This window comes from Autumnicola aciditolerans (genome assembly GCF_041679265.1).
Lineage (GTDB): Bacteria > Bacteroidota > Bacteroidia > Flavobacteriales > Flavobacteriaceae > Autumnicola.
Genome location: NZ_JBGFSM010000020.1, coordinates 22895 through 46672, shown reverse-complemented (window position 1 = coordinate 46672; position 23778 = coordinate 22895). Strand labels below are relative to the sequence as shown.

Annotated in this window: 12 protein-coding genes; 2 read left to right on the top strand and 10 right to left on the bottom strand. The window is 41.2% G+C overall.

Annotated features, from left to right (window positions below):
- Window positions 1-429 precede the first annotated feature (429 nt).
- Both AB8M93_RS17120 and AB8M93_RS17115 read left to right on the top strand, forming a co-directional pair.
- On the top strand, window positions 430-2349 hold the full coding sequence (locus tag AB8M93_RS17120) for a T9SS type B sorting domain-containing protein (protein WP_373059958.1): 1920 nt from the start codon (window positions 430-432) through the stop codon (window positions 2347-2349).
- 275 nt (window positions 2350-2624) lie between these two features.
- A complete protein-coding gene (locus tag AB8M93_RS17115; RefSeq protein WP_373059956.1) occupies window positions 2625-7115 on the top strand; it encodes an excinuclease ABC subunit UvrA in 4491 nt (1496 codons plus the stop codon).
- A gap of 104 nt (window positions 7116-7219) precedes the next feature.
- On the opposite strand, the gene AB8M93_RS17110 is transcribed toward AB8M93_RS17115, so the two are convergent.
- From AB8M93_RS17110 to AB8M93_RS17065, 10 genes are all read right to left on the bottom strand, one after another.
- Window positions 7220-8641: a TolC family protein gene (locus tag AB8M93_RS17110; protein ID WP_373059954.1), complete on the bottom strand. Its 1422-nt coding sequence runs from the start codon at window positions 8639-8641 to the stop codon at window positions 7220-7222.
- Window positions 8642-8653: 12 nt separating this feature from the next.
- Window positions 8654-9319 carry an ABC transporter ATP-binding protein gene (locus AB8M93_RS17105; protein ID WP_373059952.1) on the bottom strand — a complete coding sequence of 222 codons (666 nt, stop codon included), beginning with the start codon at window positions 9317-9319 and terminating at the stop codon, window positions 8654-8656.
- Between the two features lie 98 nt (window positions 9320-9417).
- Complete coding sequence (locus tag AB8M93_RS17100; RefSeq protein ID WP_373059950.1) at window positions 9418-11802, bottom strand: ABC transporter permease; 2385 nt, start codon at window positions 11800-11802, stop codon at window positions 9418-9420.
- A gap of 72 nt (window positions 11803-11874) precedes the next feature.
- Window positions 11875-12036, bottom strand: a complete 162-nt coding sequence (locus AB8M93_RS17095; protein ID WP_373059948.1) for an ABC transporter permease — start codon at window positions 12034-12036, stop codon at window positions 11875-11877.
- A 65-nt stretch (window positions 12037-12101) separates the two neighbouring features.
- Window positions 12102-14297: an ABC transporter permease gene (locus AB8M93_RS17090; RefSeq protein WP_373059946.1), complete on the bottom strand. Its 2196-nt coding sequence runs from the start codon at window positions 14295-14297 to the stop codon at window positions 12102-12104.
- Between the two features lie 22 nt (window positions 14298-14319).
- Entirely contained in the window at window positions 14320-16731 is a 2412-nt protein-coding gene (locus AB8M93_RS17085) for an ABC transporter permease (RefSeq protein WP_373059944.1), read from the bottom strand.
- Window positions 16732-16756: 25 nt separating this feature from the next.
- On the bottom strand, window positions 16757-19120 hold the full coding sequence (locus AB8M93_RS17080; protein WP_373059942.1) for an ABC transporter permease: 2364 nt from the start codon (window positions 19118-19120) through the stop codon (window positions 16757-16759).
- A gap of 38 nt (window positions 19121-19158) precedes the next feature.
- Entirely contained in the window at window positions 19159-21606 is a 2448-nt protein-coding gene (locus AB8M93_RS17075; RefSeq protein ID WP_373059940.1) for an ABC transporter permease, read from the bottom strand.
- A gap of 30 nt (window positions 21607-21636) precedes the next feature.
- Window positions 21637-22314: an ABC transporter ATP-binding protein gene (locus AB8M93_RS17070; protein ID WP_373059938.1), complete on the bottom strand. Its 678-nt coding sequence runs from the start codon at window positions 22312-22314 to the stop codon at window positions 21637-21639.
- A 60-nt stretch (window positions 22315-22374) separates the two neighbouring features.
- Complete coding sequence (locus tag AB8M93_RS17065; RefSeq protein WP_373059936.1) at window positions 22375-23625, bottom strand: efflux RND transporter periplasmic adaptor subunit; 1251 nt, start codon at window positions 23623-23625, stop codon at window positions 22375-22377.
- Window positions 23626-23778 lie beyond the last annotated feature (153 nt).

The window sequence follows — 23778 nt, the reverse complement described above, 5'->3', positions numbered from 1 at the left end:
GATACCGTTGTTAATTAATTTAAAATGGTATACTTTTGAAATGAAATAGTGGTATACTTTTCAGTTGAAATAAACACCCGAATAGACTTTTGCCGGTTGTAAGTTGTTCTAATGCTTTCTTTTCAATCTTGTTTAATTCTTCCTGTGTCATTCTAATTCTGTTTGAGTATTAATATAAAATTTCTCAGACAGAGTTGAGATTACACCCTCGAAACTACCGAATATTACAATTACCCTACTTCAGATTATAACTTTTTCATCAATGCCATAGGAAGGCAGCGAAGCAATACCCATCCGTTTTACCTTTATCCTAAAGACTTTTGTACGAGCCGTTTTTCAGAATTTAGTGTCACGAATTCTTCCGAAGTAAAAAATATTATCTGGAATTTCGGGGAACCGGGATCTGGGGCCTCAAACACTTCTTCAGCTTTGGCTCCGGTTCATGAATATGAAAATGAAGGCGTTTATACGGTTTCAGCAGAAATTACTGCGGTATCCGGCCAGGTGTATCAAATTTCCGAAGAGGTAAATATCAGCAAAGCCCCGGAAGCTTTCCCTTTAGAAGATGCTTATCTCTGCATGCCGGAAGAAGGATTTGCCAATGCCAACAGCTTTATTATTGACGATATTGCTGCCCAAATTGCAGGCGACCAGGAAAATGTAGAAATTCATTATGTAAATGAACAAGGGCAGCTTATGGAATATCCCTTACCTGCCTATTCCAGGGATGAGGTGGCGCAACAGGAGGAAATTACGCTGCGCATCAATTATGTTGGCAAGCCTTGTTGTTATAAGGAGGAAACAATGAAGATTTTTCTTCAGGAAGCGCCTTCTTATGAGATTGAGAATATAGTGGTTTGCGATGAAAATTCAGGTTTCGCGCATTTTGACCTCAATGAGGTAAAAGAACAATTAAATGAAGATTATGAGAACCTGAGCATTCGGTTCTTTGATAGCCGGGATGTGGAAATTCCCAATGCTGAAATTGGCAATTATCAGAATAAGACTAGGGAAAGGGAAACCATCACGGCCTACATAAAGCAGGAGCAGGGATGTGAGGTTTACCAGGATTTTGACCTTGTGGTAAGCGCTTCTCCTGTGGTGAATCCCCTGGCAGACCTGGTGGGTTGTGATGAAGATGGGGATGGTTTTTCTGAATATTTTAATACCGGCGCAATTGCGGCACAGGTAAGACAGGGGCAAAGCCAGATTAGCCTTTCCTATTTTGATTCTGCCGGGAATGAGCTTGAGGAGCTGCCAAACCCATACACTAACCTGAAAAAGAATGAAGATTTTATTAGCATTCGTGTTACAGACGATCTTAGCGGTTGTTATGCTGAAGTGAGGCAGAATTTAAAGACCTCGGCCAAACCCTCGGTAAATACTCCGGCTGATCTCTTTGCCTGTGATGAAGGAAACGGGATTGCACATTTTGACACTTCCGGGATAATGGAAAATATAACCGGCGGACAGAACGGCCTGGAAGTTTCTTTTTATGATGAAGATGGAAATGAAATACACAACTTTGTAAGCTCCGGCTTCAGCAATTCGGTAGCTTACGAACAGCCGGTAATTGCCAGAATCGAGAACCGGGATAACCCCTCCTGTGGCACCGAAGTAAGATTTAAACTCATCACCAGTTCACCTCCCCAAATAGCCCTGGAAGATCAATACGAAATTTGTAGTATGGGGGAAACCCTGAATTTGCAGTTAAATCCCGCCTACACCTCCCAAACCTGGTTTGGCCCCGAAGGAAATACTATTTCCGGGGGAACTGCTGTAAGCCTTACTGCGGCAGGGGTATATGGAGTAAGTGTTCTGGAAGAAAAAAACGGGATAATTTGTGAAAACTACATGGAATTTGAGCTGGTATATTCGGCAGCACCGGTGATAGAAGATATCCTTTTCAGCAATTTTGCTGAAGATTCCGCCATCGAAATTATTGCCTCCGGCGATGGCCTGTTTGAGTATTCCATAGATGGCATAAACTTTCAGGCTTCCAGTATTTTCCCGGAGGTGGCCGGCGGAACTTACAATGTTACGGTTAGAGACACCAATGGCTGCGGGGAAGTTTCGCAAAAAATAAACGTGATGAACTATCCGCGTTTCTTTACTCCAAATAATGATGGTTATAATGACCGGTGGAAAATTAAAGGACTATCCAACAATACCGATTCGGTAATTTTGATATACGACCGTTACGGCAAACTTTTAAAACAACTCGCCCCCGGAGACCAGGGCTGGGATGGGACCTGTAACGGAAAAATTTTGCCGGCAGATGATTACTGGTTTCGGATAGATTTAGAAGAGCAAGCCACTTATAGCGGGCATTTTTCTATTATCCGGTGAACTTTTGGAAGAAGTTATTGGCCGGAGATTTCAGTTCAGGTTTTAAATTTTTCAACATAAGATAAGGTGAGCAGCACTATGGGTTTAACAGCCGTAGGTGCTACAGGTAGCTAATTTAAAAACCGGAACAGGGGTTACCCGGCAGGTCTTTATGCTGCCTTGGTTTTAAAAGCAATAGATTAAGCTTTTAAAATAAACTTTATGCCTTATTCCCTTGAAAAATCCTTTTTAAGCCTTATAATCGGCTCGTATATATTTCAAAAGAAAAAGCCTTTATGCGCATTACGAATGCCCACCAGAACAATCTTAAAAATGTAAGTTTAAAACTTCCCGAAAATCAATTGATTGTGGTAACGGGGTTATCAGGTTCGGGGAAATCCTCCCTGGCCATGGACGTTATCGCCAATGAAGGTTACCGCAGTTTCCTGGAGAGCCTTCCGGCTTATAATCAGCAAAATGCGCAACTTATTCCTACTGCTCAAGTAGATACTATAGAAGGCCTGCCCCCCGTGATTAAGGTAGAACAATCCAAACGTTTCCAGTCGGTAAACACCACTTTCGGCACCCTTTCAGAACTTGCCGCAATATTCAGGATTCTTTTTGCCCGCTATTCCGGGGAGGAGCCCATGAGCAAATCTTTGTTTTCTTTTAATCATCCCAAAGGGGCCTGCGCACACTGCCGTGGAATTGGCGAGGCGGAATATATCGATCTTAATAAATTGATTGGTGATGAAAATAAAACGCTGCGGGAGGGCGCAATTACTACCACTTTACCCAACGGTTATATTGTTTATTCCCAGGTTACCGTAGATGAACTGAATAAAGTTTGTGAAGCTCATGGATTTAATGTGGATATTCCCTGGAAAAAGCTCTCTGCGGAACAAAAGGAGGTGATCTTTAACGGGAGTGACCGCCTCAAAGTTTTCTATGGAAAACATAGTATAGCATCCCGCTTAAGGTGGAAAGGTTTTAAAGCGAAGCCGCGGGAAGAGGGATTTTATAAAGGCATACTTCCCATTATGAGTAATATTTTAAGGCTGGACCGTAATCCCAACATCTTAAAATTTGCCAGTTCTAAGGAATGTCCGAGTTGTAAGGGAGCAAGAATTAAAAAAGAACACCTTAAATTTAAATGGAAAGGACTGAACTTTCAGGAATGGATGGATCTCTCTTTGCAAGATTTATATGCCAAATTGAAAAGCCTGGAGCTTGTAAGCGGGGAAGAGGTACTGGTAGCTAAGATCTGTACGCAATTATTGGATTTGGTACAACTGGGCATGCAGGAGTATAGGTTAAGTACACCCAGTACCAATATTTCTTCTGGTGATGGGCAGCGCATCAGGTTAATCAGGCAGGTAAACAGCAACCTGCAGGGGATTCTGTATGTTTTTGACGAACCCTCTATTGGTTTGTCTGAAAATTACCAGGTGTATTTACGCCATATCCTGAAGCGCCTGATAAGCCGGGGCAATACCGTAATGGTGGTAGAGCACGACCTCAATTTTATTCGCTCTGCAGACTGGATTATAGAACTGGGCCCTGAAGCAGGCGTAAATGGGGGAAAAGTTATTTTTAACGGGCCCATCAGGGAATTTTTGAATTCAGGAGAATTGCCCAGTCCTACTTTAGCTGAATTAAAGAAGGCAGATTCAAATCCAGGTACGAAGCCTGTACTTAATTCAGCAGAAACATTTCATCCTGAACCGGGAAACTTAACAGTAGTAAGCCGAAAGAACCCTCAAATACTTCAGGTCCTTGCTGAACATGCTGAAAAGGCAAATTTAAAACTGCTCACAGTAACCGATCAGCCTATCGGGAAAACCCCCAGAAGCAATCCCGCTACCTATACCGGTCTAGCTGATAAAATCCGTGACCTGCTGGCAAAATCTACTGAAGCGAAACAGCGAAAATTAACCAAGAGCGCCTTTTCTTTTAACAACAAGCGCGGCAGGTGCGAAACCTGTGAAGGTGCAGGGGTAATTACGCTTTCCATGAATGTAATGGGAACTATCAACCAGGTTTGCCCTGTTTGCAATGGCAGGCGCTTTAAGCCGGAAGTACTGCAGGTGCATTGGAACCAGAAAAACATTGCAGAGATCTATAATCTGAGTATTGCGGAGGCTTCCCATTTTTTTTCCGAAGAAAAGCAGATCAGCAATATCCTGTCTTTGATGCTTCAGCTGGGCCTGGGGTATATTAAACTAGGCCAGCCTTCCAACACCTTATCCGGCGGAGAAGCGCAACGCGTTAAACTTACAAAACACTTCGCCAGGCAATCAAAAAACAGCCTGTTACTGCTGGAAGAACCCGCTATAGGATTGCACCAGCAGGATGTGCGACGCTTGTTGGAAGCCTTACACGAGCTGAAAAAACAAACCGCGGGCATTATTTGCTTTGAAAATAATATGCTTTTTAAAGCTTCCTGTGATATCCTGGTGGAAAATTCAGCAAAAAACAGGGTGCAGGATTTAAAAGAACCGGAAGACCTGCGAAGAGACAGGATTTCCATAAAAGGAGCACGCACACATCATCTCAAAAATCTCGATATAGAACTTCCAAAGAATACCTTATCTGTGGTTACAGGAATTTCCGGCTCGGGTAAATCTTCTTTGGTGATAGACACCCTGCATGGCTACGGATTGCAGGAAATGACGAGGCAATTTTCAGCATATCAGCAGGCCAGGGCAGGAGTTAATTTTCAGCTGGAGGTAGATCATATTGAAGGGCTAAGCCCCAGTATTTGCGTAACGCGAAAGGAAAAGAGTTTTACCCGGCGGTCTGAGCTTGCCAAACAAACCGGAATGGACAAGATCCTGCGGTTTGCTTTTTCCAGGAAAGCCCAGTATGAAGGAGAGGAACTATCTGCCAGCCATTTTTCAAATCATCACGAACTGGGAAAATGTGCCGTTTGTGATGGCTATGGTAAAGACCTGCTTCCCGATCTTGAAAAAATAGTGTTAGACAGGGATAAAAGTATTTCCAGCGGCCTGTTTGAACATAATAAAGCGCTTTCTTATTACGGGCAGGCGGGCAGCCAGTATATGGCAATTGTAAAAGAGCTAGGCGCAGGATATGGGTTTAGGCTGGAAACTCCGTTTAAGGAGTGGACAAACCAGCAAAAGGACATCTTGTTTTATGGGACGGGAGAAAAAGTATGGACAACCAACTGGATTTTTAAAACCAAAACAAGAGAAGGAACGCAGGAAATAAAAATGAAGTGGGAAGGACTCTTCCATTACTTAAAAGAAGAATATTATAAAACCCGGAAAAATAAGCATATCGAAAAGCTCAAAGCCCTTTTTACCCCTTCAGAATGCAGCCATTGTAAGGGCAGCGGATTAAAACCGGAGCGGTTAAACTTCAAAATTGGAAGAAAATCCATTCACGACATAAAGTCGATGGATTTTAGAATGCTGGAAAGCTGGATTTCTGCTAGTGATGCTTCTTCGGAAATAGACCGGCAGCTAATGGCTCATCTACAGCCGCTTTTGGCCAATACTGTAAAGAGAGCAAGGCAATTGCATATAGACCACCTTCAGCTCAACCGTAAATCGGCCACGCTTTCCGGTGGGGAAAATCAGCGGGTAGCCCTCATCACGCAGTTAAACAGTCCGTTGAAGGGAATTACCTATTTGTTAGATGAACCTTCCGCAGGATTATCCAATGATAATATCCCTGACCTGATTAACCTTCTGAAAGAATTAATTGAAAAAGGAAATACAGTGGTGGTGATTGAGCATAATAAAGAAATCATCCTGGCGGCAGAGGAGTTGGTTCAGCTGGGGCCATTGGCGGGTAAGCTAGGCGGATATGTGACTTACCGGGGAACACCTCAGGATTTCTTAAAACAGGCCGATTGCCATCCGTATTTAAAAGAACCTTCTAAAGCGGTTAAATTGAAGGATGGGAAGGAACATATTTCCATAAGGAAGCTGTCTAAACATAGCCTGGTGAAAGAGGCGCTGGAAGTTCCTGTTGGGGGAATCACCACCCTTAGCGGAAAATCGGGAATAGGAAAAACCACTTTGGTGAAAGATATTATTATTCCGGGAATTGAGACGGGGGAGCCGGTAAATTGTGAAAGCATACGGTTTCCCGGGAAGTATTCGGGAGTGCGTTATTTTGAATCTAAGAAACTCAGGTCCCATTCAAATACCCTCTTAGTTTCTTATTTGAATCTGCTGAAGGAGATAAGCAGGATCTTTGCCAAAAAGACAAAGCTCAGGCCCCGCGATTTTTCTTATAAAACAAAAACAAGCCAGTGCCCCAACTGTAAAGGCAAAGGTTTTCTTGAAACCAGCCTGGATGTAGCTGCCAACGCGGTGGAAAAATGCGAGGTATGCCAGGGGCAGCGTTACCAGGAGCATATCCTGGAACATAAGCTGAAATCTAAAACTATTGCAGAAGTGCTTGCTTTGGATATCGCGGAATTAAAAGAATTCTTACAGGAATTTCAGCTTAAAGCTACAATTGGAGAATTTCTGGAACAGTTAGAGGAAATTGGGCTGGGACATCTTAGCCTGGATCAGCCCGTGCAAACTCTTTCTTCAGGGGAAAAACAAAGATTGTTGTTGTTGAACTGGCTCCAGGATCAGGAGAGGAATATGCTTTACATTTTAGATGAACCCTGCACCGGCTTGCATTATGCCGATATTGACCTGTTGTTCAAAATTTTACAAAAACTCAGCGAGGCTAATGATATCTTGGTTATTGAGCATAATCCTTATTTTTTAGAAAAAGCAGGAGTTGGCCTGGTGCTGGAATAGATCATTATCGGGGGAGAAAATTATAATTTTCAGAATATTGCATAAAAAAAGCCCCCTGTCCTGAGGTGGCTCTTGATGCAAAGAAATTTCGTTTATACAGGAATTTAATCCTGGAACATCAACCTGTTATTCCTTGATCCATAATAATCCAGGATTTTTCTCCTGATGATATATTCATACAGGCTGTTGGTAAGGTTTATTTTTGCACGGTCCAGGTTGTTCTTGCTAATGATGTATTCCACAAAGTTGGAAACTCCGCTTCTAAACCTTATTTCGTTCACGCGGTAAGATTCCTCATACGCCTGAACCTGTTCCTGGAGGATAAAATAATTTTTAAAGGCTGTTTGCATCTGGTTGTAAGCGAGTTTTATTTCCTGTTCCAGATCATTTTTGGTTGCCTCCAGTGCCAGCCGGGAATCCTCAAGTTCAATCTTTCTTAGGTCTACCTGTTGTTTAGCTCGAAAACCATTAAAAACCGGGATAGCTACTGAAAGACCCACTACAGAATTCAGGTTATTATTCAATTGATCCAAATACGAGATTTTTTCTTCAGCAAACAATGCCTGGTTGGTTTGTACAGGATAGTTATTTTCTCCCACCGTTATAAACTGCCCCGTTTGGATAACCTCGGTGCCATTTTCAGTATATATCCTGGCCACGCTGGAATAGTTACTGTTTACCTGGGCGAATAAGGAAACTTCGGGGAGGTACAGCGATTTTGCCACAGCCACATTTTCTTCAGCAGCATCAATTCTATATTGGTCTGCTTCAAACCCGGGAAAATGCTCCAGGGCCTGGGCATAAACTTCTTCCGAAGACAATGCATAAGGGGTTACGGCATCTGAGCTAAGATTAGCTACCTGGAAATTCTCATCCCGGTTCAACAGGTTTGCAAGTTCAAGTTTAGCACTGGTAAGCGCATTTTGTGCTTCCAGTAAACTCGCCGCATCAGCATTTACCTGTCCCTGGATATCGGTAAAGTCTGCAGGATTGCCTTCACCTTCTTCATACAAATTTTTGAGGCGTTCCATTTGATCTTTTGTGGCCTTTATTCTAAGTTGTGAAAGTTCCACCAGGTCCCGGTTGTTCAAGACCTGAAAATAGGCCAGTGTCACCTCTAAAATAAGTTGCTGCCTGGCCTCTTCCGCTTCAGCTTTTGAAGCTTTCCAGTTATATCGGTCCCGCTGAATGGAATTTAAAAGTTCAAAACCTTTAAAAAGCTGAGCATTTAGATCTACACCTACATTGCTGAACTTGAGCTGCTGGTCTATATAATCATTGGTATAAGGATCTATACTCCGGCCATTGTTGACCCCCAAATTATAATTAGCGTTAATACTTGGAAATAAAGCTGATTTAGACTGCCTGAGAAAAATTTTAGAAGTTTCAGCATTTAGGTGAGACCTTTTTAGGCTTATGTTTTCTTCCAAAGCAATTTTAATACACTCATTTAAACTTAAGTTTTGATCCTGGGCTTTTAAAATGCCGGAAAGCAAGATAGTGATGATAATGATGAGGTTTTTCAAAGTGATGATATTTTAAGATTTCTGGACACTTCCGTCTAAAAGATGAATGGTTCTTGAACCGTATGCGGCATTACTCTCCGAATGTGTGGCCTGGATAATAGTGACGCCTTCCCCGTTCAGCTCCTTAAAAAGCTGCATGATCTCGTCACTTTGTTTGGAGTTGAGGTTTCCGGTAGGTTCATCTGCAAGGATTAATTTGGGCTTGATGATGAGCGCACGGGCAATTCCCACCAGTTGTTGCTGCCCACCGCTTAACTGATGCGGAAAAAGGTCTTTTTTTCCCACAATGTTAAAGCGGTCCAGGATATCGGCCACCAGCGCTTGTCGTTCCGAACTTTTCACTTTTTTATAGAGCAGCGGAGTTTCAATATTCTCGTAAACTGTAAGATCATCGAGCAGGTGATATGCCTGGAAAATAAAACCGATATTCTGATTAAAAATTTCGGTACGCTTTTTAGGTTTCAGGTCATGAATGGGTTCATTTTCAAAATAATATTCCCCTTCCTGGAAATCATCCAGCATGGCAATAATATTGAGCAAGGTAGATTTCCCGGAACCCGATGGCCCCATAACCGATAAAAATTCGCCTTCTTCTACCTTGACGCTCAGGTCGTTTAACAGAAAAACGCGTCTTCCGCCTGAGTTTACCCATTTATAAATGTGATTTAATTTCAGCATATTTTTAATTTTTAGCCTCGTTTAGCTGAAGTTGTTTCAGCCTGATTTTTGATTTATCTTCATCCTGAAAAATTCAGGGATTTACAGTTTGTACAATTTTACTCGCTTCGCAAGGAGTTTATAGGATTGGAAACAGCGGCTTTAATCGCCTGAAAGCTAACCGTGATCAACGCAATTAGAATCGCCGAGCACCCGGCAAGGACGAACACCGGCCACCCAATATTAACCCGATAGGCAAATTCCTGTAGCCATCTTCCTGCCAGCCAGTAGGCGAGCGGGAATGCAATAATTAAAGAGATAAGCACCAGGATCATGAAATCTTTGGAAAGCAGCCTGGCTATGCTGCTCACGCTTGCTCCCAGCACTTTTCTCACGCCAATTTCCTTGGTGCGCTGTTCTGCCATAAAGGCTGCAAGGCCAAATAATCCCAGGCAGGCGACGAAAATTGCGAGTCCGGCGAAAATGAGCGCGGCCCTGGCGGTGCGCTTTTCACGAGCATACATTTGTTCCACATTATTTTCCAGGAACGAGTAATCAAAAGCCACAGCAGGGGCGATATCGGCAAAAGTAGTTTTAAATTCTTCCAATGTAGCAGGGAGTTCCTCGCTTTTAAAGCGTAGCAGCATATAGCGCAGCGGTTCAAAACCATTATTAAAAGCGTAAGCACCAATTGGCGATCGCAGCGACGAAAAGTTGAAATCGTCTACCACTCCCACCACGTAAGCATTAGGGCCAAGGTTGGCATCGATATTTTTCCCAATGGCTTCTTCTGGAGTAATTCCCAGAAAATCCACGGCGTTTTTGTTCAGCAGCACATCTACAATAGAGTCACCTTCCTGCTTATGCTTCGGAAGATCTTTCCCGGCCAGTAAAGTTAGCTGAAGGGTTTCCACCACGCCTCCCCTGGCACGATTGGTTTGCAAAGAGATGGATTCATGCGAATTGAGGTTTTTATACAGCGTCCTGCCGCTCACGCTAATGCCGGGGTAACCTTGAGCCATGGTTGCGGAAGAAACTTCGGGCAGGTTTTGGAACTGGTTGATAAGCGTTTCTTTTTCTGCATTAGAGGTTAGGGCAGAAATAGAAACAGCCATCGTATTTTCAGGATTGTAGCCCAGGTTTTTATTCCGCATAAATTCCAGCTGATTATAGATTACCACCGCAGCAATGATCAGGATCACCGAAGCCGAAAACTGCACAACCACCAGTCCTTTTCGTAAAAGAGCCGTAAAACTTTCTTTATCCCTTCCGGAACGAATCACTTCCATAGGAGAGAACCTGGAAAGATGCAGGGCAGGGAATGAGCCGGCGATGAGGGTGGTAGTAAGCCATATCCCTATGATCGCTGCCAAAAATTCGAAGGAAATTAAAGAACTGGTAGAAAGGCTGTTTCCAATAATTTTCTCAAAAACCGGAAGGCTTAAAAAAGTAAAGAAAAGTGCCAGAACAATAGCAATAAGCGTTACGAATGCGGTTTCTGTAAAAAAACGGGCGATGAGCATTTTTCCAGAAGCTCCCAAAGTTTTATTAATGCCCACATCTTTAGTGCTCTTTTGAGATCGTGCCGTGGCCAGGTTCATATAATTAATGCAGGCAATTAATAAAATAAGAAAGGCCAGCAAACTTAAATTTCGAACCTCTTCAATACTTCCCAATTTGGAGGTGTAGGCACTTTTAATATTTGCAGAATACAGGTGCATCTTTTCCAAAGGCTGTAAATCTAATGTGTACCACTGGTCTTCTTTTTCAACATTGGCATCTATGAGATTTTGCATTTTGCCGGTTACGGTTGCAGGATCGGCATTTTTATTCAGCAGAAAATAAGTTTCAAAACTGGCGTTGCTCCAGCTGGGTTCTTTGTAAAACCCAACAGATTTAAAAGAGCCGATAATGTTCCCATCCAGGCTGGAATTGGCCGGAAAATCGTTATAAACTCCGGTAATTTCCATTTTAAGGTCATTGTCTATCGAAATGGTTTTGCCTATTGGATTTCCTTTTCCGAAGTATTTAATCGCGGTGGATTCAGATAAAACAGCGGTATTAGGGCGATTCAGCTGATTTTTAGAATTTCCGTACACGAACTTCAGTTGAAAAATATCAAAGAATTCAGGATCGGCATAATACAATTTGGGTTCGGTAAACTGTTCATTTTCAGCTTCAATAGAGGCGGTTTTTCCGAAATCATGATCCCATAGCCTTGCTGATTTCTGAACTTCCGGAATGGCCTCTTCCGCAGCAGGTTTTAACGCGGCCGGAACGGTAGCCCATATTTCGTTATTATGCTGCTCGGTGGTATTGAAGATCACGCGGTAAATGCGCTCTTTATTGGCATACATCTTATCAAAACTGTGCTCCTGCATTATAAACAGCGCTAAGAGCAGCGTTATGCTTATCCCAATGGAAAGCCCGAATATGTTGATAAATGAGAAAGTTTTATCGGCTTTAATTTTGCGCCAGGATATTTTGATGAAGTTTTTAAGCATGATAATTTTTCTAAATTATTGATTTATTTTAAGGATGAAGGCTTAGGCTAATTGGTTTCACAATTATTGGATTTAATAAGGCCTTATATTCTTAACCGGGTTTCTTCTGGCAGCTCGAATGGAGTGATAACTTACGGTTAAGAGGGCAATGGCTATTGCACTTCCTCCGGCTAGAGCGAAAAACCACCAGCTAATATTTATGCGGTAGGCAAAGTCCTGGAGCCATTTATTCATAAAATACCAGGCGATTGGGGAGGCAATTAATAAGGATATCAATACCAGTTTTATGAAATTTCCGGTTAACAGCAACACGATATTTTCAACGCACCCAGCACTTTTCGAATGCCTATCTCTCTTTTACGACGTTCTGCGGAAAAAGCTGCTAAACCAAACAATCCCAAACAGCCCACAAAAATGGCCACTGCAGTGAATATTGCCAATAATGATCTCAGTTTGTCTTCAGATTGATACATCTGTTCGAAATTCTCATCCAGAAATTTAAATTCCAAAGGATAGTCAGGTGAAAAATTATCCCAAACGTGTTCCACCCGGGTAAGTGAGGTCTCGAGATTGGCGGTGTTAAGTTTTACTGCAACTTTCCAGGCCGCATCGGGAAAAATTTGCAAAACGGCAGTTTCAACCTGATCATACAGGCTTTTATAATTGAAATCCTTTACCACCCCAATAACTTCACCTTCCTTTATGGAATCTGTACCATCCTGAGTCCAGACCTTCCAGTACATTTTCTGGCCTAGAGCTTTTTCCGGGCTTATAAACCCAAGGTTTTTAACGGCAGTTTCATTAATAACATAAGCCTTGCTGGCATCGGTGCCCATTTCTTCTGAAAAATCTCTACCGGCAATCACTTTTAATCCAAGGGTTTGGATATAATCATAATCAACCATAAGCTGTGTTGCCGGATGGTTTACCAGCTGCCCATTTTCTTTCACCTGAATTCCATCACCGGCAACCGCATCTCCGGGGAATCCGTAACCAATGGAAACCGAAGAAACTCCTGGAACCTGATTTAACTGATTCTTAAAGGCTTCCCTGTTTTCAAACATTTTATCTCCCCGCATGGGGAAAAACATGATCTGTTCTTTATTAAAACCCAGGTCTTTATTGTGCAGGTAATCTACCTGATTGTAAACTACAATCGCGCTAATTATAAGGAGTACAGAAAGTGAAAACTGAATTACTACCAGGCTATGTCTTAAAATTGGAGTATGCCCCTGTTCGGTTTTGGAGTTTGAAGAGCCTTTTAAAACCTTTACCGGTTTAAAATTTGATAATACCAAAGCCGGATAAAATCCTGCAAGAAGTCCAACAAAAATGCTAAGTAAAACAATCGCCAGAATGGTTACTGGCTCAATAAACACATAAAATGAGATGCTTTTAGCGGTGAAAGCATTAAGCCATGGCAGGGCAAGAAGGCTAAAAACCAATGCCAGCAGCATCCCTATGGTAGTAAGAAATAGGGTTTCCAGAATAAACTGAACAAGCAGCTGCTTTCTGCTTGCCCCTATACTTTTGCGAACTCCAACTTCCCTGGCTCTTTGTAAGGATTGGGAAGTGGCGAGATTTACGAAGTTAAAGCAGGCGATAAGAAGAATGAAAATGGCGATAAAGGTTAAAGCTTTAACATAGGTGATGTTGCCTCTTTTGGCCATATCAAACTTAAAATTGGCAGACATCAGGTGAATATCTGCTAAAGGCTGCAAAAAAGGAGTGGATTCAGCCTGAGATTCCGGATCGAATTTACGCATTTCAGTTTTTGCCAGCTTCTGGAATTTAGACTCCAGCGCGTCTACATTGGTGCCTTCACGAACTTTTACATAATTATAGAACTGCTGCCATCCCCAGCTTTGCATACGCTCTGCCGGGATTCCGGCTAAAGATAAGGGCATTATATAATCAAACTGTAAATGAAATTTCGGATTCTTCTTAAAAACACCAGTGACTTTTAATGTAGTGCCTTCCATCTCCAGTTCTTTACCCACCGGGTTCTGGTTTCCGAATAAAGCAGTGCTCAGTTTTTTTGAAATCACAAGAGAAGCAGGACCATTGAGAGCCTGTTCCCGCGAGCCATAAAGAAATTCAAGTTTAAAAATGTGAAAGAAAGTAGTATCGGCAAAATATCCGTGTTCATTATAGATTTTAGTATCGCCTGTTTTAAATAATCTTTTTATTTCGGGATACATCATTACCCGCGCGGTATTTTCAACTTCGGGAAAATTTTGGGCGAGCGTGGGAGCCATCATGGGAGGTGTAGGCGCCCTTTCTTCAATATTATTATGATCTGCATATTGACTATAAACTCTGAATATTTGTTCTTTCTGCGGAACAAACGAATCAAATTGATACTCATCCCGAACAAACAATGCAATCAGGAAGCAAACCGTAAATCCCAGAGCAAGTCCTAAAGTATTGAGAGTGGAATAGACCGGATGCCTCACGATGTTTCTCAGTGCCACTTTTAAATAATTCCTGATCATGATGATTGATTTTTGAGATTGTTTATTCCGTTTTTAAACTTTCAATGGGATTCGCTATTGCCGCTCGAAAACTTTTGATCCCAATAGTTAAAAAAGCAATTCCCAGGGTGATGATGGCCGCCAGTGCAAAGAGCCACCATTGTATCTGGATTCTATAGGCGAAATCCTGCAGCCATTTGTTCATGAGATAATAACTTAACGGGAATGCGATCAAAAATGAGATCCCCACCAGTTTGAGAAAATCTTTAGAAAGCAAGGCAACGATCTGTGTTGCGGAAGAACCCAGCACTTTACGAATCCCAATTTCCTTAAAACGCTGTTCCGCCGTAAAAGTCACCAGTCCAAACAAACCGAGACAGGCAACAATGATGGTAAGAATGGCGAAAAGCGTCAAAATCGTTCCCATTTTTCGCTCCTTTAAATAGGTATGATTAAACGAGTCATCCAGAATGCTGTAATTCAAAGCTTCTTGCGGGTTGTAGCCGTTCCAATCTGAATTTAAATTCTCAATGATCCCGGACATATCTGCGGTTTTGGAGCGAACAATCATTCCACCATACGGATTCATTTTCAGAATTAAGGGATCTATTTCCTGGTGCAGCGATTTCCAGTTAAAGTCTTTGATGATCCCTATTATGTGAATATCTCGTGGGCCTTCATCGGTATCTCGCTGAAAGGTTTTTCCAACGGCATTTTTTCCGAAACCAAGCGCTTCCGCAGCTGTTTCATTGATGATCACGTTATTTTTTTCGGTTCCATAGGATTTGGAAAAATTACGTCCGGCCAGCAATTCCATGCCCATTGTTGGGATATAATTCTCATCTACATTGTAGAAATACATGCGACGCAGAAATTCCCCATTCAGAAAAATCCCACCCACTTCATTATCGCTTTCCCCGGCAGGTACAAAGGCAGAATGCGTCACATTTTCCACCCTTGGATAATTTTTGATTTCCTGGATAAAATTATCTTCATTATTGCCCAGCAAATAAGTATTGCGAACCACCAGTAGCTGATCTTTTTCGTAACCAATATCTTTATTCTGAATATAATTCATCTGCTCTTTCACCACGAGAGTAGCCAGAATGAGCCCGGCGGAAATAACAAACTGAAAAACCACCAGTCCGCCCCGAATTCCTGAATTTTTTCCGCTACCGGAAAATTTTGATTTTAGTGCGTTAAGCGGATTGAATGAGGAGAGGTAGAATGCCGGATACCCTCCTGCTAAAAATGTAATGAGTAATAGTAGGCCAATTAAAGACAGAATATAAACGGGTTTTAAAAGTGATGTGAATTCTATGCTTTTTCCCGCCAATTGATTAAATCCCGGTAGTGAAATTGCGAAAATTACGATGGCTAGTATAGTTGCCAGGATAGTGGAAATAAAAGCTTCTGCTAAAAACTGGTAGATCAATTGGTTTTTATTGGAACCCAGCACTTTTCGAATCCCTACTTCCTTAGATCGTTTGGAAGCCGATGCCGTGGCCAGGTTCATAAAATTGATGCAGGCTATTACCAGCATAAAAATAGCCACGACACTGAAAATATAAATATATTTGATGTCGCCACCCTGTTCCAGCGTGGTAGCGTCAGAAAAATCGGAATGAAGATGAATATCGGTCAACGGCTGCAGAAAAAGGCCTAAATCATTATCTTTTTGGAATTCTTCATAAGTCATCCCTAAGGCATCAATCATCTGCGGTCCCATGTATTTCTTAGTGATCGCCGGTAGTTTTGCTTCCACTTCGGCTATGTCAGCATCCTCTTTTAAAACCAGGTAGGTAAAAAAGTCTGATTGCATCCAGGTGGTTTTTTTCGCATTGGCATAGCCAAGTGTAGACGCAAGAATGTCGAAGTGAAAATGGGAGTTTTCAGGAATATCTTTCATCACCGCAGAAACCATGTAGTCTTCATCGCGATTGGTCACCCTGATCGTTTTTCCAACGGGGTCTGTATCACCAAAAATATTCTTTGCCAGCGTCTCAGAAATTACAGCAGTATAGGGCTTGTCAAGAGGAGTATTTTGATTTCCATTGGTAATTGGCAGCGTGAAAACATTGAAGAAATTTGGATCCACATATCCCATGCTGCTCTGGCCATAATAAATGCCATTGTATTGCAATCTGTTATTATAAGATTTTGCCAGCCGGGTAGCATCGGCTACTTCCGGCAAATCGTTTTCGAGCGCTCGGGCAACCGGTGCCATCACCACAGCTTCATTCATTTCCTCCCCATTAATATTGGCTCTAAACACTACCCTTACAATACGGTTGGCCTTTTCATTAAAGCGATCATAGCTCAGTTCACTGGAGACGTACAACATAATCATGATCACAGAAGCAATTCCCAGCGCCAGGCCAAGAACGTTAACCAAAAATGTACCTTTATTCTTGATACTATTTCGCCAGCCGGTTTTTAAATAATTCCTGATCATGATGATTGATTTTTGGTTAATGATTTTATTCTGTTCTAAGACTTTTTACCGGATTTGTTGTGGAGGCACGTATTGCCTGAAAACTAACCGTAATAATGGTAATTAAAAAGGCACCAAGGCCGGCTGCTACGAAGATCCACCAGGAAAGATCTGTTCTATAAACAAACTTCTGAAGCCATTTATTCATAAAAATGTAGGCTAAGGGCAGGGCTATAAGAATAGCGATAAACACCAGCCTGATAAAATCACTGGAAAGCATAAGCCATAGATTAGAAATGGTCGCGCCCAGTACTTTTCTTATTCCAATTTCTTTGGTTCTTTTTTCGGCTACATAAGAAGCAAGGCCAAAGAGACCAAGACAGCTTATAAGAATAGCCAAAATGGTGAATACTTTTGCCAGGCTTGCAATTCGTTCTTCATCGGCAAATTTTTTAGAATATTCTTCATCAATAAACTGATATTCAAATGGTAATCCTGGAAAACTGTTTTTAAAAGTTTGTTCTAAAAGTTCAAGATCTTCACGAACACTTTTATCCGGATTTAACCGAACGTTATAGTAGTTTATATTGCCATATTTATCAAAAACATATAATTGCTGCTTCACCGGAGAGTAGGGTGACTGGATAATTACATCATCTACCACCCCTACAATTTTTAGAGGTTCCTCCGGATCTTCTTCATCATCATCGGTTAAATATTTTCCCACAGGATCTGTTAAGCCCATATATTCCATGGCAGTTTTATTGATGATTACCGCATTAGAATCGGTAGAAAAATCTCTTGAAAAATCCCTTCCCATGATAATGTTCATCCCCAGCGTTTTTACGAACTCATAAGAAACGGCGGTGTAGGCAAAATCTTCCTGAAATTTTTCAGGCTTTCCTTCCCAGTTATAACCGGACTGGTTAGACCAAACCTGTGTGGTGGGGCTCATGGAAGTTGCCATATTCACAGCCCCGCCAGATGCTATGAACTGGTTTCGCATTAAATCGCTTTTTCCTGAAAAGTCTTCGCTCATTACCGGAATTTGAATAAGCCCTGCCTTATGATAACCAACAGGACGATCTTTACCATAGTTTATCTGGCTCATCACTACCAGGGTTCCAATAATAAGTGCAATGGAAACGGTAAACTGTGTGACTACCAGGATTTTTCGTGGTAAAGCTGAAAATCTTCCGCCTTTAAAAGTTCCTTTTAAAACTCTTACCGGTTTAAAAGATGATAAGTACAAGGCGGGATAACTTCCTGAAAGAAGGGCAGTGAAAACAATAAATAGTATGGAATAGGTCCAGAATGCTAAATTGCTCCAGGGGAATTCCATTTCTTTGCTTGCCAGTTCATTAAATTTATTGAGGAAAAGCAATACCAGCGAGATGGCCATAACAAACGCCATAGAAACTACCAGTAAAGATTCGAACAGGAATTGCCTTATCAGCATTCTCCTGGAAGACCCGATTGCTTTGCGAATTCCCACTTCCATCGCACGTTTTTCTGAACGGGCGGTGCTTAAATTCATAAAGTTGATACAGGCCAGGAAAAGCACAAAAGCACCAATAATCCCGAATAACCAAACATTTTCTATCCGGCCGCCGCTTTGAACGCCGTTTTCAAACGTAGACCTTAAATGCCAGTCTTTAACAGGGAGCAGGAAAATTTCAGGATCAAATTCTGCAGTATCCTCATTTGCCTTTTTCTTGGAATCTAAAATTTTAGAATTTACCCGCGCCATGGAGGTATTATCGGCGATTTCCACAAACATCTGGTAAGAATTATTTCCCCAGTTATCCCGCGCATTTTTCACCCATTCATTTGCCGCAACATATTGTTCCCAGGATATTAAGTAATCTATTTCCCGGAAATCACTGTTTTCAGGAAAATCCTTATAAACAGATTTTACCATTAAATCTGTGGTATTATTTACTTTAATAATCTTACCTATAGGGCTTTCATCTCCAAAAAGCGCTTCGGCAGTAGTTTGAGAAATCATGATGGATTTCTGATCGTCTAATCCGTCTTTTTCTCCCTTTAAAATTTCAGGCTGAAATATATCCAGGAAAGCTTCCTGAACATAATTGCCATTTTTGGAAATAAGTTTTTCCCCATATTTCAGATATTGAGAATTGGTCCAGGAAGACATGGAAATATGCTTGAAATTATCTCCATAAGATTCTTTCAGCAGAAATTCCAACGGTCTGGGAATCGCCTGTGCAGTTCCGGTTTGCCCGTTAAAAGTCTGATTCTGGTATACCTGCGCGATACGATCGTAATTACTGAAGGAGTTATTGTAGCTTAACTCGTCCTGGATCCACAGGCCAATCGTGATGGTAACGGCCATTCCTATGGCCAGACCAAAGATATTGATGAAAGAATACACCTTATTCTTTTTCAAATTTCTCCACGCTATTTTAAAGAAGTTTCTAATCATGATTATTCTGTTCTAAGGTTTTTTACGGGGTTGGAAAGAGCAGCTTTAATAGCCTGAAAACTAACGGTAATTAAAGTTATTACTGCAGTTATAAGAATGGCAACGGCAAAAATTTGCCAGGAAATATCAATTCTGTAGGCAAAAGTTTGAAGCCATTGTTGCATGCCGTACCATGCTAGTGGAGAAGCAATTAAAACAGCGAGCATTACAAGTTTTATAAAATCAAGGGATAAAAGAGTAACTATACTGGAAACACTTGCCCCAAGCACTTTTCTAAGTCCAATTTCCCTAATTCGTTGCTCAGCATTAAAAGTGGCAAGACCAAAAAGGCCCAGGCAGGAAATAAAAATCGCCATTAAAGTGAAGTAATTAATCATTGTGGCGAGCCTATTTTCGACCTCATAGTTTTTTTGGAAATCCTTGTCCAGAAAACTGTATTCAAAAGGTTCGTTAGGGATTAGTTTTTTCCAGGTCTTTTCGAATGAGTTCAGTAGATCCTTAAAATTCCCCCTATTTACCTGCGCAATTAAGTAATTCTGCGAATTATCGCTGTTCAGAAGAAAGCCGTAGGGTTCAATTTCAGTATGTAAATCTTTAAAATGAAAATCTTTTACCACACCAATTATTTCAAATCGATGCTGTTCCCCTTCCCAATCAAAAGCCATCCATTTCCCTATTGCATCCTGCGGTGAGGAAAATCCCATTTTTGTAACGGCAGTTTGATTAATAACCATGCTATTCTCACTATCACCTGTAAATTCTTCAGAAAAAATCCTTCCTGCGACAGGTTTAATTTCAAGGGTTTGTAGAAAAGAGTTGTCAATTCTATTAATAAATACAGATTTGGCATTTTCCATAGTGTTCCCCTCTTTATACATTAACCAGTCGGTGGGATTTGAAATACCGGGATAATAAGTTGAAGCACCTATAGATTTAACCTGTGGATTTGTTTCTAATTGTTGTTTTAGGTTCAAAGAATTTTCTTTCGCTACAGAACCTCTTAATGGGATTATCAATTGTTGATTTTTCTGAAAACCAAGATCTGTAGATCGTAAAAAGGTCATTTGTTTGGCAATTACAATGGAAGAAATTATAAGGGCAATTGCAATAACAAATTGAACTACTACCAAGGTTTTTCTAAGAGAAACAGCTTCCAGGGAATTGGAGAATTTTCCTTTTAAAACTTTTATAGGTTTAAATGAAGAAAGAAAAAATGCAGGGTAGCTGCCGGCAAACAATCCCGCAATTATTGCAATGAGCAAAAAGAATGCGAACAGCTGTATTTCCTGTGAAAGCGGTAAAACAATTTCTTTTCCTGCAATTTTTTCGAAGACCGGAAGAAAAAGTAGGACGGTTGTGAATGCTAAGAGGTAAGCTATAAGGGACATTAAAACAGATTCTCCCAAAAATTGCCAGAGAAGTCTCTTTTTTTCTGCGCCGAGAACTTTCTTAATTCCCACTTCAATGCCTCTTTTGGAAGATCGTGAAGTAGATAAATTCATAAAATTTATACATGCGATAACTAGCGTAAGTATCGCTATGGTGATAAGTATATAAAGATATTTTTTGCTTCCGGAGGAGGTGACATTTTCAGCAATTCTCGATTCAAGATGTATTTGTTTTAAAGGTGTTAGAAAAAAACTTGCTTTTATTCCTTTAGACTCTAATTCCTTACCCATATGTTGCCGGATGAAAACCGGAAACTTTGCTTCCAGTGCTTCAGGGTCACTTCCCGGTTTTAATTTCAGGTAAGTGTAAAACATATTATTGTTTACTAAAGTTGAACTATTCAGAATAAAATCTTCCATATTTCCACCTTCAACCGATAAAAAGAAGCGCCCATCAATATGGGAAGGACTTTTACTGGGTCTAAAAACACCGGTAACCCTGTGATTATGATCTCCGTTGGTACTACTGCTAATTCTTAACTGATTACCTACGGCTTCTTTGTTTTTAAAAATCTTTTGAGCAATCTCTTCTGAAATAACGATTGAATTTGGCTCTTTTAAAGCCGTTGCCGCATTTCCTTCCAGAAAGTTATAGGTGAACATATCAAAGAAAGAGGCATCGGCTACATAACCTTTTTTTTCATAAAAAGTGCTAATACCATTCTTCGATTCATAGCTAAAAAGTGTTTTGTCGTCATTGAAAAGCCTTAATAAACGGGTGGTTTCTTCAATTTCAGGAAATTCATTGCTTAGAGTTCCTGCTAATGCCGCAGGAACGGTTGCTCGCGCACCAATATCTTCAGCGGAAATACGCTCTGTATCGATTTGATAAATCTGGTCTCCATTCTTATGATAGTTATCGTAACTATATTCGTGCAGAATGTAGAGACTAATAAGCATACAGCAGGTTAGTCCTATAGTTAAGCCAAGAATATTAATAATGGAGAAAATCTTATGCTTCACCAGGTTTCTAAATGCGAACTTGATATAACTTCTAAGCATGATGAAATGTTTTTATTGATGAATGATCCCCTAGACTAATACATTTTCAGTAACTTTCTGCCCGTCCAGCATCCTGATGATGCGGTGGCTGAATTTCGCGTCGTGTTCGCTGTGGGTAACCATGATGATGGTGGTTCCCGCTTCGTTTAATTCGGTAAGCAGGTCCATAACTTCGTTCCCGTTACTACTATCCAGGTTTCCCGTAGGTTCATCGGCAAGTATGAGTTTTGGATTGTTTACCACCGCCCGCGCCACGGCCACACGTTGCTGCTGCCCTCCAGATAATTGCTGCGGAAAGTGCTTTCTACGATGCATGATCTGCATTTTTTCCAAAACCTGATGTACGCGTTCTTTTCTTTCCGCAGGTTTAACACCGGTATAAATAAGGGGAAGTTCTACATTTTCAAAAACGGAAAGTTCATCGATGAGGTTGAAACTCTGGAAAACAAAACCGATATTATGTTTTCTTAATTTTGCCCGCTGGCGTTCATTAAATCCGGATACTTCAGTTCCGTTGAACAGGTAACTGCCGCCATCGGGATCGTCCAGCAGTCCAAGGATGTTCAAGAGAGTGGATTTCCCACAACCCGAAGGTCCCATGATGGCAGCAAACTCCCCTTCTTTTACTTCAAAGGAAAGCTTATTGAGGGCGATGGTCTGGACCTCTTCGGTCTTATAATATTTTTCGAGGTTGGTGATTTTTATCATTTTGATCTAATAATTTATCGATTTTATAATCTAACTGACTTTTTTAAACTTCCCGTTGCACTAATTCAGCACCAGCTCTTCTACCTCTCCAAAATTGGAATAACTTGAGGTAATTACTTTATCACCGGGTTCAAGTCCTTCCAACACTTCATAATATTCGGTGTTCTGGCTTCCCAGGCGAATTTCTGTTTTGTAAGCGGTTTCGCCATCTTCAGAAACTTTAAAGATCCAGTTGCCGCCGGTTTGCTGAAAAAATCCACCTTTATCTACCAGTAAGGCTTCTTTTTCCTGGCTTAGCGCCAAAGTTATCTGAAGGCTCTGGCCGCGACGAATTTTATCAGGAACTTCATCTACAAAATGCATATCTACCTGGAAGCGGCCGTTGGAAACCTGGGTATACACCTTTTTTATTTCCAGTTCGTATTCTTTTCCGTTGAAAGTGAAGCTACCTCGCTGCCCGTTAAAAATCCTGGAAATATAATGCTCATCAATTTCGGCTCTTACCTTATAACCGCTTATCACATCTATCTGTCCCAGGCGTTCTCCTTTTTGCTTGGATTGTCCAATTTCGGCATCTAATGCGGTTAGCTGCCCATCTACAGGCGCTTTCACCACAAGGTCCTCAACCTTTTTACGCATAAGTTCCAATGCTTTGCGTGTACGCTGGTAAGACTCCCCGGCCTGTTGAGTTTCCTGTTTGGAAGAAACCGAATCCTGGGCCAGTACTTCTTTGGCTAACTCAAATTTCTCTTGCTGATAATTGTAATTATTCCTGGCTTCCAGGTAATCCTGCTTCCCAATGGCGTCCTTTTCAAAAAGTGTTTTATTTAGTTCATATTTACGTTTAGCTTCTATTAAATTGTTCTCCACATCGGTAAGGTTGTTCCTCTTGGTAATAGTATTTTGCCTTGCCGCATTTTGGGATATTTGCATTTGGGTAAGAAGATTGTAAACCTGGGTTTCCTGATTCACCAGGCTCAATTCAAGATCGGTATTTGATAAGCGTATAATTGGTTCGCCTTTTTTCATCATGGCGCCGTCTTCTACAAATCTTTCTTCAACCCTTCCGCCTTCCATAGCGTCCAGGTAAATAGTTTTTATAGGTAGGACCACTCCGTTCACCGGAATGTTTTCCTGAAAATTGCCTTTTTCTACTGTATTTATGCTGATGCGTTCCCTTTCTACGTTTAGTTTTGAACTGCCGCTGGAGGAAAATATCACGAATAAAATGAGTGCGGCCAGTAAGATTCCGCCCGCAATGGTGGCAATTTTTTTAGGGGTAAAACGTTTCTTTTCTAATGGAATATCCATAAATGTTCTTTAAGGTCCATTCCGGTAACTGTCAAAAAAGTGCCAAAAAATTATCTATCTGTAAATCAGTATATTATAATTTTATCACATGGTAATAGTGTTCGCTTTTGAGACACTTCCTGTTCGGTTTTAAAACAATTTTAAGGGAATCAT